This is a genomic window from Vreelandella indica (assembly GCF_037070225.1).
Classification (GTDB): domain Bacteria; phylum Pseudomonadota; class Gammaproteobacteria; order Pseudomonadales; family Halomonadaceae; genus Vreelandella; species Vreelandella arctica.
Genome location: NZ_JBANSO010000003.1, coordinates 21,757 through 35,983, shown reverse-complemented (window position 1 = coordinate 35,983; position 14,227 = coordinate 21,757). Strand labels below are relative to the sequence as shown.

Genomic DNA, 14,227 nt, shown 5'->3' with positions numbered 1-14,227 from the left:
GCCACAGTGAGTAACCACCTGCATGTCTCGGCCGCTTATCGGAATTACCACCTCTGACCGCAAAAGCCACTTAGCATGGTGGTTTGATTGGTTCGCCGTCTGGCGCCATGGCGGCAAACCGCTGCGGTTATCGCCTTCACGCCCCCAGCCTGACCATTTAGATGGATTAATCATTGGTGGCGGGGATGATATTCAGGCCCACCTTTACGGTGGCGAAGTGCAGCTGGATGTACGCCTTGACCCGGCACGGGATGAATTGGAGCTTGCGCTGCTTGAACGGTTTATTCCGCTGCATACGCCCGTGCTGGGCATTTGCCGGGGGGCGCAATTAATCAACGTCCACCTCGGTGGTACCTTAGACCCGGATATTTACACCACGCATGAAGGGCTAAAACGACGCCGTACGGTACTGCCGCGCAAAACCGTCGATATTGTCGGCGCGAGTAAGCTACACCGATTGCTCGGCGTGACGTGGTGCCGGGTTAACAGCCTGCATCACCAAGCTGTTTATGGCGCAGGCAAAGGGATAGAGATTGTCGCCCGCGACCGGGACGGCTTGGTACAGGGCATCGAGTCACGTGAGCATGAGTTTTTGATTGGCGTGCAGTGGCACCCTGAATGGCTAATTTTCAACCGCCCCCAGCAGCGCTTGATTCGCGCGCTGGTGACGGCTTCACGACGTCATGCTAGAAAACGCCTGCTGTCAGCTCAAGACGGCTAACGCTGCGTCGTAATCTGGTTCGTTTTTCAGCTCGCTTACCAACTCACTGTGTAGCACGCGATTATCGGCATCCAGCACTACTACCGCACGGGCACACAGCCCCTCCATCGAGTTATTACACAACGCGACGCCCCAGTCTTCACGAAACTCTGGGTGGCGGAACGTAGACAGCGTTTCAACGTTATCCAGCCCTTCTGCACCGCAAAAGCGTTTGGCAGCGAAGGGTAAGTCTGCAGAAACCACCAATACCACGGTGTCAGCAAGGTTAGAGGCCAGTTCGTTAAAGCGACGCGTCGACATCGCGCAGGTAGGCGTATCCACACTGGGAATAATATTAAGCACCTTACGCTTGCCCGCATAGGTCGCAAGCGTAACGTCTTGCAGCTCAGTGTTGGTCAGTGTCATTTCCGGTGCTGCCTGATCTTTAGCAGGCAGTGTGCCAGCCACATCCAGCGGCTCGCCCGCACGGGTAATTTGTTGCATTGTCGTTTCCTTATGTCGTTAATAACGAATGAATTCTTACCATCCAAGAGGCCATGGTAGGCTATCATCACGCCTTTGTGCTCTTCCTGAAAGACCTTTGTTTAACATTTGCGTTTCATCGTACCGAGGGAGTGATATGGCCTGTGTATTAATCGTTAAAACCGGCGATGCTTATCCAGAAGTCGTCGACCAGCACGGCGACTTTGAAACGCTATTTGAAAAGCAGCTTAGTACTGCCCTACCTGCGCATTTAGAGGTACAGGTGTGGGACGCGCGACGCAACCCGACCCCACCCGCTCTAGACACCTTGGCTGGCATACTGATCACTGGCTCGCATAGCATGGTTAGCGATGCAGAACCCTGGAGCGAAGCACTTAAACCATGGCTGCAAGACGCGTTGGCAAACGATACGCCCATGCTGGGCGTTTGCTATGGTCATCAACTCATGGCCGCCGCTTTTGGCGGTGTCAGCGATTACCACCCAGCGGGCCGCGAGTCGGGCACTCATACAGTGCGGCTGACGCTGGCCGGCCAACAAGACCCACTATTTAGCCAATTACCGGAAAGTTTTGCGGCGCACCTTTCCCATGCGCAGTCGGTCATGCAGGCGCCCCACGGCTGCACCGTGCTGGCCCACAACAGCCACGACGCCCATCAAGCACTGCGCTATGGCCCGCGCCAATGGAGCGTACAGTTCCACCCCGAATTCAACGTACCTGTCATGCGCGCCTATATAGAGCGCCAACGCGCTGCGTTACGCGACCAGGGTAAGAACCCTGCAAGCCTGTCAGCGGAGGTGACTGATGCATCAGACGCAGCCAGTCTGCTCACGCGCTTCCTCGCGTTTGTATAGCCCCGACTAACGCTGATCTCGCCGCGACGCTAATCGATCGGCAAGCCGTGTAGGTTCAGGCAGTTTGGTACGCCCTAAACAGCGCATCACCCAATTAAGCGACGTTTCCAGGGTGATGCGATGCCCTGGTGACACATACACCGGCTTTACCTTGGCACGAGAGCGCAGCACGGCCCCAATAGTTTCTTGCCCCGCGTAAAGCGGCACCCAGTCGCCGCGCTGCTCGCCCACTTCAGCGTGTTTGCCATATAGGCGTGATTTGGCAATCCCAATAGTGGGTAAATCAAGCCACAGCCCTAAATGCGCCGCCACACCTAAGCGCCGTGGATGGGCAATTCCCTGCCCGTCGACCATGACCAGTTCAGGCATCACGCTGAGCTTTTCAAACGCCCCCAGCGCCGCCGGAATTTCACGAAACGAGAGCAGGCCAGGAATATATGGCATGCGGGTGGGCTCACGATGAACCACTTGTTCCACCACGTTTAAGCTGGGTGCGGTAGCAGGGCCCCACTCCAGCAACACTACGGCCGCCCGGGTTGTTTCGCCGCCATCTTCAAAACCGATGTCCACTCCCGCAATATGCTTCACAGGGGCCAAGCGGTCGGATAATTCCAACCCCTTCGCCAACTGTGTCTGTAATGCCCTCGCTTCCCTAGGTGCTAAATTCCAGTCGTGTAGCGGTGCGGACATGTCATCCTCCCTGACAATAATCAATCCAATGAATGAAGAGTAAGGTAGCAAAAAAACGCCCCCGCACCAGTAAAGGAGCGAGGGCGTTTGAGATTTTCTCAGCTGCCGCTTGGCGGTAGCTGATTAATCCTTACGGCGAAGACTTAGGCGCGTTCGCGACGACGAACCGGCGCATCGCCTTCGTCACGACGGCGGCGCGGAGCGCGCTCTGCCGGGGCGCTGTCTTCGCTGATTTCCAACGGACGACCGGCCACACGGGCACGTGCCATCTTGGTCAGAATCGTCGAGGGCAAGCCGCTCGGCAGTTCGACGACAGAGAACGCATTGCGGATATCGATACGACCGATACGCGCGCCTTCAATGCCGCCTTCGTTGGCAAGAGCACCGACTAACTGACCCGGCTTCACGCCATCTTTATGACCTACGGAGACGCGGTAGCGCGTCATACCTTCGGTCGGGCCGCTAGTGCGTTCACGACGGGCACCCGGCTTACCAGCAGGAGCGCCATCACGCGAGGGCTTCTCTTTACGTGGTGCCTGTAGGCGACCAATCGGCGGCTCATCAGCACGCGCCATCGCGGCAAACGCACACGTTAGCTCGATCGGGTCATGGCCTTCTTCGATCAGACGCTCAATCAGAGCACGCTGCTCTTCGGCGCCTTTCGTCAAGGAGGCAATCACGCGCTCATGGAAGACTTCATCGCGATGAGCGCGAATAGCGGCTTCGTCAGGCAGCGGCATTTCGGTCATTTTCTGGCCGGTTGCCTGCTCCATCCAACCTACTTTGCGGCCTTCACGGAAACCAGCAAAGGTAATCGCAATACCGCTACGACCCGCACGGCCCGTACGACCAATACGGTGCGTGTAGGCTTCTGCATCTTGCGGCAGGTCGTAGTTAATAACGTGTGTAATACGCGACACGTCAAGACCACGGGCGGCTACGTCGGTGGCAATCAGTACATCGACTTTGCCACGCTTCAAGCGCGTAATGGTACGCTCACGTAGGCTCTGGTCCAGATCACCGGACAGGCCAGCGGCGTTAACGCCACGGGCAGTCAACTGCTCAACTAGCGTGGTACAAGCGGCACGGGTACGCACAAAGACGATAGCGCCATCGACCGGTTCGACTTCGAGAATACGCGACAGGGCTTCAAGCTTAGCGCCACCGTCAACGCGTACAATGCGCTGTTCGATGTTTTCGCCAGTCGTGGTCCCCGACTCAATCGCTACTTTCACAGGGTTAACCAAATAACGGTTAACAATGCGCTCGATTTCAGTCGGCAGTGTTGCCGAGAAGAACACACGCTGAGCATCTTTCGGGGTATCGGCAACCACGCGTTTTACGTCGTCGATAAAGCCCATGCGCAGCATTTCATCAGCTTCGTCCAGCACTAAAGCGGACAGGCCATCTAGCTTCAGGCTACCGCGATCCAGGTGGTCGATAATACGGCCGGGGGTACCCACAACCACTTGTGCGCCACGCTTAAGGGCGCCTAGCTGTTCACGGTATTCTTGACCGCCACAAAGGGTCGCTACTTCGAGACCTTTGAGGTTTTGGCCATACTTACTAAACGAGGCAGCTACTTGCTGAGCTAGTTCGCGAGTCGGTGCCATTACTAGCACTTGCGGTTCGCGGCGAGTCAGCTCTAAACGTGACAGTAACGGTAATGCAAACGCTGCAGTTTTGCCGGTGCCGGTTTGTGCTTGGCCCAGCATATCGCGGCCTTCAAGCAGCGCAGGGATGGTTTGCGCTTGAATCGGCGAAGGAGTTACGTAGCCCTGAGATTCAACAGCAGACAGAACGGCAGGCAAAAGAGCAAGATCGCCGAAGCTCGGCGAAGCGACAGAAGTCGAGGTCATTAATCACACCTTGGTAGGCCGGTAAGTACCGGCAAAAAACATCATAAGCGTCCCTGACTCTGTTATCGCAAAAACGCCAATCAAATGGTCGTTATCGAAAACAGGCACCGCCGTAGCGGTCATAGCCATCAATGGAGTCGGAGACGCCGGTCGCACCTAGCATCCGGTTGGCAAACACCGCATTCGCGGGCCAGCCGTTGTGGCGACCTTCTGCGCCGATTTCACCCGTGTGGTGAAATACTGGAGGCGCGCCATCTACACAGCAATGAACATCTAGCAATTGGCAAGATGTTCCCGCAAGCGATACTGCTAATAACTATTAATGAAGACTCATCAATAACTATGCAAGTAAACGCTCACCGTCGTGATGGAGGGGTCAGCACATGCGAGGAGCGCGCATCCTAACATCGCATTTTGCTTCTGACCAGCACTTTTAACTTACACCATACTGAATCAGGGACTTGCGCTCATACAGATATGGTCTAACCTAAGAAGTGCCTAATCAAGTTCACTACCCTCAAGGAGCGATGCAATGAACTGGGATCAGATTGAAGGCAAATGGACAGAAATGAAGGGCAAGGCCCGCTCTAGCTGGGGTGAGTTTACCGATGATGAGCTGGACCAGATTGGCGGTAAGAAAGATCAGCTAGTCGGTAAGCTACAGCAGAAATATGGCCTTGAGCGTGAAGAAGCAGAGCGTCAGGCAGACGACTGGGCTGATAAGCAGTAAACCTGTATTCGCAGTAACTGTATTTGCAATACTTGTGTTTGCAGAACCTGTTTTTGCAGTACTTATATTTACAGAAGAGTTTTCAGTAAACACTTTTATTGATCATTTATCGTAGCCACATGGAGAGATGCTATGCGTAAGACAATCCTCACAACAGCGATTGGCACTGCCCTACTAGGAAGCTTTGCTATGAGTGCTCACGCGCAAAATGAGCCTCAAGGGATGTATTCTGCCGATGACATCCTCGATGCAGAGGTCTACTTCGCCGGCGGTTCCGGTGAGGAAATCGGTGACGTTGACGACATCTTGTTCGATGAAGAGATGCGCATCAGTGCCATTGTTATCGAAAGTGGTTCCGTGCTTGGACTAGGCGGTCGTGAAATAGTGGTAGATACCGATTACTTCACGCTGGAAACCGATACAGAAGAAGACGGTGATACCGAGCATCGCATTATGGTCGAAGCCAGCCAGGAAGAAGTCGAAGCCTTCCCCGCATATGATAACGATTGGTGGGAGCAGACCAAAGCCAACGCCCGTGATGCTTGGCAGACAACCCAAGAAGGTGCTGAAAGCGCTTGGCAGCGCACCCGAGAAGCAGTAGATGCTGACGAATAATGGCTAAACGCTATCGTTAGATTGACTGAATAGCGAAGTTTAAAGGGCCGCCTAAATAGGCGGCCCTTTTTTTGATGCGAATTGTTTATGGTGGGCTATTTACGTCGTACGCCCTGCCCCGGCAAACGCTCCCGGTCATGAGCACGCTCAAAATTGAGCAGCGGACCTGCTGGCACAATCCGCGTCGGGTTAATCGTGTCGTGGCTATAATAGTAGTGGCGTTTGATGTGATCCATATTCACTGTCTCCGCCACACCGGGCCACTGATAGATCTCCCTCACGTAATTGGAAAGATTGGGATAGTCTTCAATACGCTTAAAATTGCATTTGAAATGGCCGTAATAAACCGCATCGAAACGTATCAACGTGGTAAACAGGCGAATATCAGCTTCGGTCAACCATTCACCAGCCAAGTATCGCTGCTCTGCTAAACGCGTTTCCATACGTTCCAAGGCGTCAAAAAGCGCTTTTACGTGTTTTTCGTATACCGCCTGCTCGGTAGCGAAGCCCGACTTATAAACCCCATTATTAATGTGGTCATAAACATCAGCGTTAACGTCATCGATCACGCTGCGTAGGTCTTCCGGGTAAAAATCCAAGTCGTTGCCGGTCAGTTCATCAAACGCGCCATTAAACATACGCAGCAGATCGGCAGACTCATTATTCACAATGGCACTGCGCTGCTTGTCCCATAGCACGGGCACCGTGACGCGGCCGGTATAGTGCGGATCGGTTTTGGTGTAAAGCTGATGATGGAAGTCCACCTCGTTAATCGGGTCACCACTGGCGCCTTCATCCTGGCGGTAGGTCCAGCCTTGGTCGAGCATGAGCGGGCTGACATGGGAGGTGCCTATCAGCGGCTCTAACCCTTTCAGTTTGCGCATGATCAGTGTTCGATGCGCCCAAGGGCACGCAAGCGATACATATAAATGGTAGCGATCTTTTTCTGCAGGATAGCGGTCGCCATCTGTTTCGGGCTCGGCGCCCACCCAGTCGCGTAGTTGGGCGGATTCACGCACAAACTCGCCGCCGTGCTTTTTTGTGTCATACCACTGGTCTTGCCATTTACCATTAACGAGCAGTCCCATTGGGCGTCTCCTGAAAGTCTTTCGGGTGCTTGGCTTAATGCCTTACGCTTTTTTCAGCATACCCCCGCCTCAAGGATGCTCAAGCGGATGTTTTACGCCTTTTCGTTCGAGTGAGTCGAATCATGCTGGTCACACTCGCTAATCACTGCCTGTTTTAATGCAGCGGCCATGGCATGAGCCGCAGGCCCTGCCCGGTCTCGGTCGCGGAAAATTAACTGAATCGGCACTTCACGAAGACCGCCTGCAGGTAACGGCAATACTTTTAATTGGCCGTTTTTTAACTCCTCACCAATACGCGTTTCTGGCATCCAAGCAAATCCCAATCCACGTCGCAGCATATCGAGCGATGTATTGAGATGAGTAACGGTCCAGCGCTGTTCCGCTTTCAACCAGCCCGCGTTGGTTGATTGACGCAGCGCTGAGTCGCGCACGACCAATTGGCGATGTTGAGCAAGGTCTCGCAGATCCAACGAGCGGCCCAACTGATGCAGGGCATGTTGAGGATGCGCAACGGCCACAAAGCGAACCGTTACCAACGGCTCGCCCAAAAAACCTTGCGCCTCAATGCCGGAGACCACCAAGTCTGCGCGGCCATCGTAGAGCATTTCAATGCCCCCATTGAGCACACTTTCGTGCAACTGAACACGCACCTGAGGATACGTTTCAGAAAAGCGCTCTAGCGCCTTAGCTTGAGCACCCGTTGGAAATACCTGATCAATGGCCACCACTATTTCTGCTTCTAAGCCGGCGGCTAGCCTGGTAGCCACATCTTCAAGCGAGGCTGCGCTTTCGATTAACTGGCGCGCACGACGAAGCAATAGCTCACCCGCTTCAGTTAAGCGTACTTGGCGGCCAATGGGCTCCAGCACCTGAACCCCTAGCTGCTCTTCTAATTTATGCACGGCATGGTTGAGCGTAGAAGGGCTTTTGTGTACGGCTTCTGCCGCTCGCGCGAAGCCACCATGGTCAACCACGGCTGCCAACATTTGCCATTGTGAAAGTGTTACCCGGGACATTTCGATTTCCTCAACGCAATACAGCGAAACAATGCGCTTATTATTCGAAAAAAACATGACTAGAATGCCAGGAAACAGTCATCAGTGCCGCCTATGTGTATAAAAAGCTTGTTACTCCTCTTAAGTTATAGGTATTGAGAAGCTTGAACACTCGGATGCTATATAAATTTTAGACATTTGCTATATTTATGCTTTAGATAAATCAGTTTTCGTCTATGATTGATACAGAGTATGTAGTTAGCCTGCTTTTTCAGTTACATTTGTTAGCAAACGGTGTTTATAAATAGTAATCTTTGCCTATTGTTGCCATAATTCTTTTTAATTAAATTTTATGTATAGACATACAGTCTATTCACCCTTGCCCTCATGGGGTATGGTTCCTGGGTTTATGCGCTTAACTGTTGCTTTTAATCACGAACTCGGCGGTCCATTTACCCATGTTGCGAATCCTTTATTCGCTGCCCCGCACGCACAAATTATTACTGTTACCTGTGGCCACTATGGTCACTGTGCTGGGCACACAGAAGTTACTGACGACATACCAAGATCTAAATCAATCACACACACCGCTTGAAAGCGTGCTGGTTCCGCTTCCTAGCGATTCTGCTCCGGGGGTTCCTTCCCTGCGTCAAGAACGCACGCCGGTAGCAGAAGCGATCGATCGCGCTTCACGCGCCCTCGACGCCACCCGCGAAAATATTCCGCTCAGCGAATTAACCGCCACCGAGATCGTTGATCTCGATATGAACGTTATCTCCAGTGCACAAGCAGACATGGCCGGGCAAGCCGCCTTGGGCGACGAAGTAACGGTACTTAATGCCGCAGCCCTGGATGCACCAGCCCTTGATATCGCAACGCTAAGTAGCGCGGGGCTGGATGACGGCGCATTGCATATGGCGATTGTGCTGGGCACCCTCTCCAGCGGCATGCTGGATGTGGATGACACCTCTTCGGTTGAAATTGCGGATGCCACCTCTTACGAGGATTATGGCATTGAGCTGTTTGACGACATCTCGTTCTTGGAATTAGAGCTCGCCGCAGAAGAGCCGTTTGTTCCTGAGTGGGAAACGCATATTGTTGAATCTGGCGAAACATTCGCTTTGCTGGCACAAAATGAATTAGGCCTTGGGTACAGCGAAGTGCTTGCCCTGCTTGAGGATCTGCCCGATCAACGCATGCTAACCAACTGGCGCGCCGGACACAGCTTTGATTACCAGCTAGATGAGGATGGGCGTTTACTTTCCTTACGCATGATGAAAAATACCCGTGACGGTATTTTATTGGAGCGTGATGCAGACCAGTTCGCCATCACCACTATTGAGCGGCAAGGTGAGCCTGTCCAACGCCTTTATGCCGGTAGTGTCAGCGGTAGTTTCGCGCGCTCGGCCCAGGCAACTGGCTTAAACAGTGGCGCGGTGACAGAACTGACGAAGCTACTTGAGAAGAAGCTCGATTTTCGGCGTGATAGCCGCCGTGGCGACCGCTTCCAGGTGCTGGTTGAATCAGACATGATCGACGGTGAAACGCTTGATTCGCGGGTACTGGCGGTTCAATACAATGGCGAGCGCATGGACCTTACCGTTGTACGTAACGCCACCGACGATAACTTCTATACGCCTGAGGGCAGCAGCCTAGACCCTGCGTTTGCACGTCATCCCTTTGAAGGCAGCTACCGCTTAAGCTCGAACTACAATCCACAGCGTAAGCACCCGGTAACAGGCCGTATTAGCCCGCATAATGGTACAGACTTCGCTATGCCAATTGGCACGCCTGTAACAGCTCCTGCCAATGGCGTCGTTGAGCGCGTGAGCAACCACCATGCGGCAGGACGCTATATCGTCGTTCGTCATGACAACGGTTATCGTACCCGCTACCTGCACCTTTCCCGCCCACTGGTTAGCCAAGGTGAACGTGTAACCATGGGCGAGCGTATAGCGCTATCAGGCAACACTGGCCGCAGCACTGGCCCTCATCTGCATTATGAAGTCATCGTCAACAACTCGCCGGTCAATGCGATGACAGTCGCCCTGCCCGAAAATACCAGTTTAAGCGGCGATACGCTGATTGCGTTCCAGAGCCAAGCAGCACCAATACTGGCAACCTTAGAAAGCGGTGAGACAGGTCCGGTTAGCGTAGCTACCTTTCAGCAGGAAAGTGACGACTAGCCTCCATATTCACTGATGCTTAATTGAGAAATGCTTTAACGCAAAACACCGCTTCGGCGGTGTTTTGCGTTGTGTCACTAGCATTGAAACACTTAAACAGGACGCTGCACTTAAACAGGACGCTGCAGCGCTGCTAGTAGTGTTGCATCACGACGATAGATATCGGGCCTAAACTCCACTTCCCCTTGTGCATTTGGCCAGGCGGTCAAATAGTGCAGGGCAATCGGGATGCGTTGAGTCAGGTTCACATTGCGATCACTCCCACCACTTAACAGGGTACTAAATTGGTAACGGCTGCCGGTATCTTGAAGCAGCATCTGCGCCAGTTCAGCCACACCCTCTACCCGCACACAGCCTGAGCTGAGTGCGCGCTGGTTACGCTGAAATAGCCCGCGTGCGGGGGTGTCGTGCAAATAGATCATGTCATTATTAGGGAACCGTACCACGACACGACCAAGCGGGTTACCCGAGCCTGCCACTTGGCGCAACATCACGCCGCCAGGGCGCTGCCAATCAATCTCTTCTGCCACCAGCGGCTCGCCGGAAGGACTAATCACCCGAATATTTTGACGCGCCAAGTAATCGATATCCGCGCGCACGCGAGGCAGTACATCCTCACGCATAATCGTCGGCGGGATGGTCCAGGATGGATTAATCGTTAAGTGGCTGATAGTGGAATGGATGATCGGCGTTTCACGACGCGGCGAGCCGACGACCACTCGCGCATCCCAGTGCTGGCCGTTAGGACGCACATAGTGCATTCGGTAACCGGCAATATCGACCCACACTCGTGGCTCGGCAGACTGCATAGGGCGAATCCACCGCGCGCGTTCTAAATTGACCCGCAGTTGGTCGATTCGCGCCGACACCGGCGTATTTAACGCAAGCCGGGTCTGTTCACCCACCACACCATCTTCCTGTAGTAAATGGCGGCGCTGAAAACGCTTCACAGCGGATTCAAGTGGCGCATCAAACACGCGCTGATTAGACGCTGCTTGCACATCAATTAGCGGATAAGCGCTGCTGTCAGCCACCATCAAGTCCGTTTCACCCCAGAGTGCCAAACGCTGGCGCAGCACAATAACATCGTCGGCTTCATCCCCCGGCCGAAGAGACTCCTCCCTGGAGGCTAGGTAGGGCGCGCTACCCAGGTTTGCCAACTGGTAATGCTGCTTTAAGGCGTCACGCAATTGCTGATATTCACCTGAGGAAGGCCTAGCCAACTCGGTGGCATTATCCAGCGCACGATCTTCAACGGCATGTACAACACGTAGCAGCGAGTAGTCGCTTTCTGGTCGCGGCGCGTCCCACTGTGGCTCTACGTCTCGTGGATTCACCTTGCCGCGCTCTAAATGATCCAGTGCCAGCAACAGCGAGCGAGTGGCTTTGATATCGAACGAGGCCTGTGCGGCATCATCACCCGACTGACTACGCTGAAACTCACCAAGCAACGTATCAGCGTGATAATCGGCCGGCACCAAGCCATCGTTTTCCAAGCTGTTTAGCGCCTCGACCAGTGACTCAACCGCATCCGCTGCCTGCCACGCGGGCTGACCATCACTGAGTTGGTAAAACTCAGTAATCGGAAGTTGTTGCGCGTCTGCCGAGCTTAATTGTTGAGCTATCGCCTGCTGCAATGGATCTGAGGCTGAATCCGCATACACAGGGCTGATGCCTAAAGGGCCGTAGGTAAGCGTTAGACACAGAGCGCTCCCTATCGCCCATCGTCTTAGTGGCTGTCTCTCGTTCATCACCCTCTCCTTGCGTTACTATAGTCTTCCACATCGCCGACCCCGTTTTTTATATTAGTCGGCTAATTTTCATAATGACTGATATTGCTGGTAGGATCGACTTTTATGGCTCTTCGTTTAAATGTTGCCACGTTATTATTTTCTCTACCTTTTATACTATTTACATTACCGCTACACGCCGCCAGTTTCTTTGCCCAGGTTGAATCTACACCGCCACGCGGCGTACTGCCTTTACATCACCAGTTATTGCAGCTCGCCCCCCAGGCAACGCCCGCAGCACTGCGTTTAGCCGCTCAGGCACTCAATTGTGCCGACCCCACTGCCGAGCGCCTTGCAGTCATTGACTACTCACTGCCGTCTACCGAACCACGCCTATGGGTATTTGATTTACGTCAGCATGAACTGCTCTTTGAGGAGCTGGTTTCTCATGGCCAAGGGTCTGGCGATGCCCAGGCCAAGACATTTTCCAACACGCCTGATAGCCACCAATCCAGCATTGGCCTATTTCGCACCATGAATAGCTATTACGGCCGCAACGGCTATTCGCTGCGTCTGGAAGGCCTTGAACCTAACGTCAACGACCTAGCATTCGAGCGCGCCATTGTGATCCACGGTGCTGACTATGTGAGCGATGCGTTCATTACCCAAACGGGGAGATTAGGACGCAGTCATGGTTGCCCCGCAGTACGTGAAGACGTTACTTACCCACTGATTGATAGCCTTAAAGAAGACCAATATGTGTTTGCTTATTATCCTGACGCCGAGTGGCTTGCCACCTCAGCGTTTCTAGGCTGCACAGCCGCCGCCGCTCAACTTGCCCGCCGCTGATGCTATCCAAATGCTTAGCTATTCTGACATTGAGCTATTCCGACGTTGAGCTATTCTATCTTTTAGCTATTCTGGCTTTTAGCTACCCCGTCTTTTAACTATCTAACCTCTTCGCTCTTCAGACTCTTAATAAAGAGGGCGTTAATAATCTCATTCTCGCAGACCATTGGCAGCTGAATTTCATCATTGAAAGCAGCTAAACCAAGCGTACAGGGGAACCCTCTGCAATAATTTGTGACAAATTAACACAAAACATTGCTATCTGCCGTAGGTGTCTCTGCCATGTTCACCTTTATGCATCCTTTTCAAAAAATTCGCCGCCTGGAACAGGAGGTCGCTGACTTACGCACTCAGCTCGACGCCGCTACCCCCTCGCCCAGCAGCCGACTGCTAAGCCTAATGAAACCGTCGCAATCCATCGGCATGCTGCAAGCGAGAGGGGCGGATATGCTGGCCTCGCTCAATAACGGCCTTCAAGAGTATGCCGACCAGCTTGCCGGAGAACGCGCCACCCTAACGGAGACGTTTAACCTAATTGCCGCTGCCGAGCATGCCATCGACACCCTTGATCAGCGTTGTCACGATCCTGAGTATGCCGAAGCGCTCCCCGCCTCGCCGTTAGTATTAGCTAAAACCCTACACGCTCTGAGCCAACTGCAAGTAGCGCTTGCTCGCAATGCGGGTCACGCGCAAGCATTAGCGGTTAGCACAGCACTCGAAACGGCGCATCGCCAAGGCTTGGGAAGTGCTGATTCCGCTAGTCAGCAATCACCAGGAATAGCCGCCATTGCAGATGACGTTCATCGCTTAGCGCTTAATATGCAGCAACTAAGCCATCAGCTCAGCCTGCTAATGGAGCAAATGAATAGCCAGGTAAGAACGCATTCGCAAGCAGTGGTGAAAAAACGCCAAGCCGACGAAGACACTGCCCAAAAGGCACAGTCAGCTAAGCACGCATTACATCGGTTAACGGATCAAACGCAGCATATGCACAAGGTGATACATCACAGTGCTACCGCTGCATTTTTACACTCCGCCAAACTTGACCATGCGGTGTGGAAATGTCGCCTCTATAAGCAGTTATTATCTGCCAACACCGACACACCACTAGAAGATCACCATCAATGCCGCTTAGGGCGCTGGCACCAGCAAGGTGAGGGCTACCAGCGCTATGCCCGCACTGAGTCTTATCGAGCATTAACGGCGCCGCACAGGCGCATGCATGAAAGCGGTGCTGAAGCGCTTAAGTTTGCCCGCTTAGGCGACCGCAATGGTCAATTAGCTGCTTTAGGCGTCATGGAAGAAGCCAGCCAACAGCTAGCCCTACAGCTGGACAATCTCATGGAACACGCCATATTTGAGGCGCCCTACTCAACCAGTCATCACTCACCGTTAGCAGGTTCGCCTTAACGCACAGACGATGACTTC

The 14,227-nt window shown here is 53.5% G+C and carries 14 protein-coding genes; 7 read left to right on the top strand and 7 right to left on the bottom strand.

Annotation, left to right across the window (positions count from 1 at the left end; all coding sequences use genetic code 11):
* The first annotated feature begins 22 nt into the window (after window positions 1-22).
* Window positions 23-721, top strand: a complete 699-nt coding sequence (locus tag V8L71_RS02755) for a gamma-glutamyl-gamma-aminobutyrate hydrolase family protein (RefSeq protein WP_008957692.1) — start codon at window positions 23-25, stop codon at window positions 719-721.
* On the opposite strand, the gene tpx is transcribed toward V8L71_RS02755, so the two are convergent.
* Entirely contained in the window at window positions 704-1,204 is a 501-nt protein-coding gene (gene tpx / locus V8L71_RS02750) for a thiol peroxidase (RefSeq protein WP_008957693.1), read from the bottom strand. The two genes, V8L71_RS02755 and tpx, sit on opposite strands and share 18 nt — an antisense overlap.
* A 136-nt stretch (window positions 1,205-1,340) precedes the next feature.
* Between tpx and V8L71_RS02745 the strand changes: the two genes are divergently transcribed.
* The gene (locus V8L71_RS02745) at window positions 1,341-2,057 is read left to right on the top strand and encodes a glutamine amidotransferase (RefSeq protein ID WP_101145885.1); all 717 of its coding nucleotides are present in this window, start codon (window positions 1,341-1,343) and stop codon (window positions 2,055-2,057) included.
* Between the two features lie 6 nt (window positions 2,058-2,063).
* On the opposite strand, the gene nfi is transcribed toward V8L71_RS02745, so the two are convergent.
* The 3 genes from nfi to V8L71_RS02730 all read right to left on the bottom strand — a co-directional run bounded on the left by nfi (window position 2,064) and on the right by V8L71_RS02730 (window position 4,886).
* Complete coding sequence (nfi, locus tag V8L71_RS02740; protein WP_336273132.1) at window positions 2,064-2,747, bottom strand: deoxyribonuclease V; 684 nt, start codon at window positions 2,745-2,747, stop codon at window positions 2,064-2,066.
* A gap of 143 nt (window positions 2,748-2,890) precedes the next feature.
* Entirely contained in the window at window positions 2,891-4,606 is a 1,716-nt protein-coding gene (locus tag V8L71_RS02735; RefSeq protein ID WP_101145883.1) for a DEAD/DEAH box helicase, read from the bottom strand.
* Between the two features lie 91 nt (window positions 4,607-4,697).
* Window positions 4,698-4,886 (bottom strand): hypothetical protein, encoded by a 189-nt coding sequence (locus V8L71_RS02730; protein ID WP_035559269.1) that lies wholly within the window; start codon window positions 4,884-4,886, stop codon window positions 4,698-4,700.
* A gap of 252 nt (window positions 4,887-5,138) precedes the next feature.
* Between V8L71_RS02730 and V8L71_RS02725 the strand changes: the two genes are divergently transcribed.
* Both V8L71_RS02725 and V8L71_RS02720 read left to right on the top strand, forming a co-directional pair.
* On the top strand, window positions 5,139-5,336 hold the full coding sequence (locus tag V8L71_RS02725; protein WP_008957698.1) for a CsbD family protein: 198 nt from the start codon (window positions 5,139-5,141) through the stop codon (window positions 5,334-5,336).
* Between the two features lie 132 nt (window positions 5,337-5,468).
* Window positions 5,469-5,951 carry a PRC-barrel domain-containing protein gene (locus V8L71_RS02720; RefSeq protein WP_035586732.1) on the top strand — a complete coding sequence of 161 codons (483 nt, stop codon included), beginning with the start codon at window positions 5,469-5,471 and terminating at the stop codon, window positions 5,949-5,951.
* Between the two features lie 95 nt (window positions 5,952-6,046).
* Here the strand turns inward: V8L71_RS02720 and V8L71_RS02715 are convergent, their stop codons facing one another.
* Together V8L71_RS02715 and V8L71_RS02710 are read right to left on the bottom strand one after the other, a co-directional pair.
* Window positions 6,047-7,039: a glutathione S-transferase family protein gene (locus V8L71_RS02715; RefSeq protein ID WP_336273131.1), complete on the bottom strand. Its 993-nt coding sequence runs from the start codon at window positions 7,037-7,039 to the stop codon at window positions 6,047-6,049.
* Window positions 7,040-7,131: 92 nt separating this feature from the next.
* On the bottom strand, window positions 7,132-8,055 hold the full coding sequence (locus tag V8L71_RS02710; RefSeq protein WP_336273130.1) for a LysR family transcriptional regulator: 924 nt from the start codon (window positions 8,053-8,055) through the stop codon (window positions 7,132-7,134).
* Window positions 8,056-8,492: 437 nt separating this feature from the next.
* On the opposite strand from V8L71_RS02710, the gene V8L71_RS02705 reads away from it, so the two are divergent.
* Window positions 8,493-10,220: a peptidoglycan DD-metalloendopeptidase family protein gene (locus V8L71_RS02705; RefSeq protein ID WP_176304715.1), complete on the top strand. Its 1,728-nt coding sequence runs from the start codon at window positions 8,493-8,495 to the stop codon at window positions 10,218-10,220.
* A gap of 110 nt (window positions 10,221-10,330) precedes the next feature.
* On the opposite strand, the gene V8L71_RS02700 is transcribed toward V8L71_RS02705, so the two are convergent.
* Window positions 10,331-11,971, bottom strand: a complete 1,641-nt coding sequence (locus V8L71_RS02700; protein WP_336273129.1) for a L,D-transpeptidase family protein — start codon at window positions 11,969-11,971, stop codon at window positions 10,331-10,333.
* Window positions 11,972-12,076: 105 nt separating this feature from the next.
* Between V8L71_RS02700 and V8L71_RS02695 the strand changes: the two genes are divergently transcribed.
* Both V8L71_RS02695 and V8L71_RS02690 read left to right on the top strand, forming a co-directional pair.
* Window positions 12,077-12,799 (top strand): murein L,D-transpeptidase catalytic domain family protein, encoded by a 723-nt coding sequence (locus tag V8L71_RS02695; RefSeq protein ID WP_101145878.1) that lies wholly within the window; start codon window positions 12,077-12,079, stop codon window positions 12,797-12,799.
* Between the two features lie 282 nt (window positions 12,800-13,081).
* Window positions 13,082-14,209, top strand: a complete 1,128-nt coding sequence (locus V8L71_RS02690; protein WP_336273128.1) for a CZB domain-containing protein — start codon at window positions 13,082-13,084, stop codon at window positions 14,207-14,209.
* Window positions 14,210-14,227 lie beyond the last annotated feature (18 nt).

Excerpts from the sequence above, each read along its gene's own strand:
- V8L71_RS02755 (WP_008957692.1), top strand. The coding sequence starts at position 23 with ATGTCTCGGCCGCTTATCGGAATTACCACCTCTGACCGCAAAAGCCAC.
- tpx (WP_008957693.1), bottom strand. The coding sequence starts at position 1,204 with ATGCAACAAATTACCCGTGCGGGCGAGCCGCTGGATGTGGCTGGCACA.
- V8L71_RS02745 (WP_101145885.1), top strand. The coding sequence starts at position 1,341 with ATGGCCTGTGTATTAATCGTTAAAACCGGCGATGCTTATCCAGAAGTC.
- nfi (WP_336273132.1), bottom strand. The coding sequence starts at position 2,747 with ATGTCCGCACCGCTACACGACTGGAATTTAGCACCTAGGGAAGCGAGG.
- V8L71_RS02735 (WP_101145883.1), bottom strand. The coding sequence starts at position 4,606 with ATGACCTCGACTTCTGTCGCTTCGCCGAGCTTCGGCGATCTTGCTCTT.
- V8L71_RS02725 (WP_008957698.1), top strand. The coding sequence starts at position 5,139 with ATGAACTGGGATCAGATTGAAGGCAAATGGACAGAAATGAAGGGCAAG.
- V8L71_RS02720 (WP_035586732.1), top strand. The coding sequence starts at position 5,469 with ATGCGTAAGACAATCCTCACAACAGCGATTGGCACTGCCCTACTAGGA.
- V8L71_RS02715 (WP_336273131.1), bottom strand. The coding sequence starts at position 7,039 with ATGGGACTGCTCGTTAATGGTAAATGGCAAGACCAGTGGTATGACACA.
- V8L71_RS02710 (WP_336273130.1), bottom strand. The coding sequence starts at position 8,055 with ATGTCCCGGGTAACACTTTCACAATGGCAAATGTTGGCAGCCGTGGTT.
- V8L71_RS02705 (WP_176304715.1), top strand. The coding sequence starts at position 8,493 with ATGTTGCGAATCCTTTATTCGCTGCCCCGCACGCACAAATTATTACTG.
- V8L71_RS02700 (WP_336273129.1), bottom strand. The coding sequence starts at position 11,971 with ATGAACGAGAGACAGCCACTAAGACGATGGGCGATAGGGAGCGCTCTG.
- V8L71_RS02695 (WP_101145878.1), top strand. The coding sequence starts at position 12,077 with ATGGCTCTTCGTTTAAATGTTGCCACGTTATTATTTTCTCTACCTTTT.
- V8L71_RS02690 (WP_336273128.1), top strand. The coding sequence starts at position 13,082 with ATGTTCACCTTTATGCATCCTTTTCAAAAAATTCGCCGCCTGGAACAG.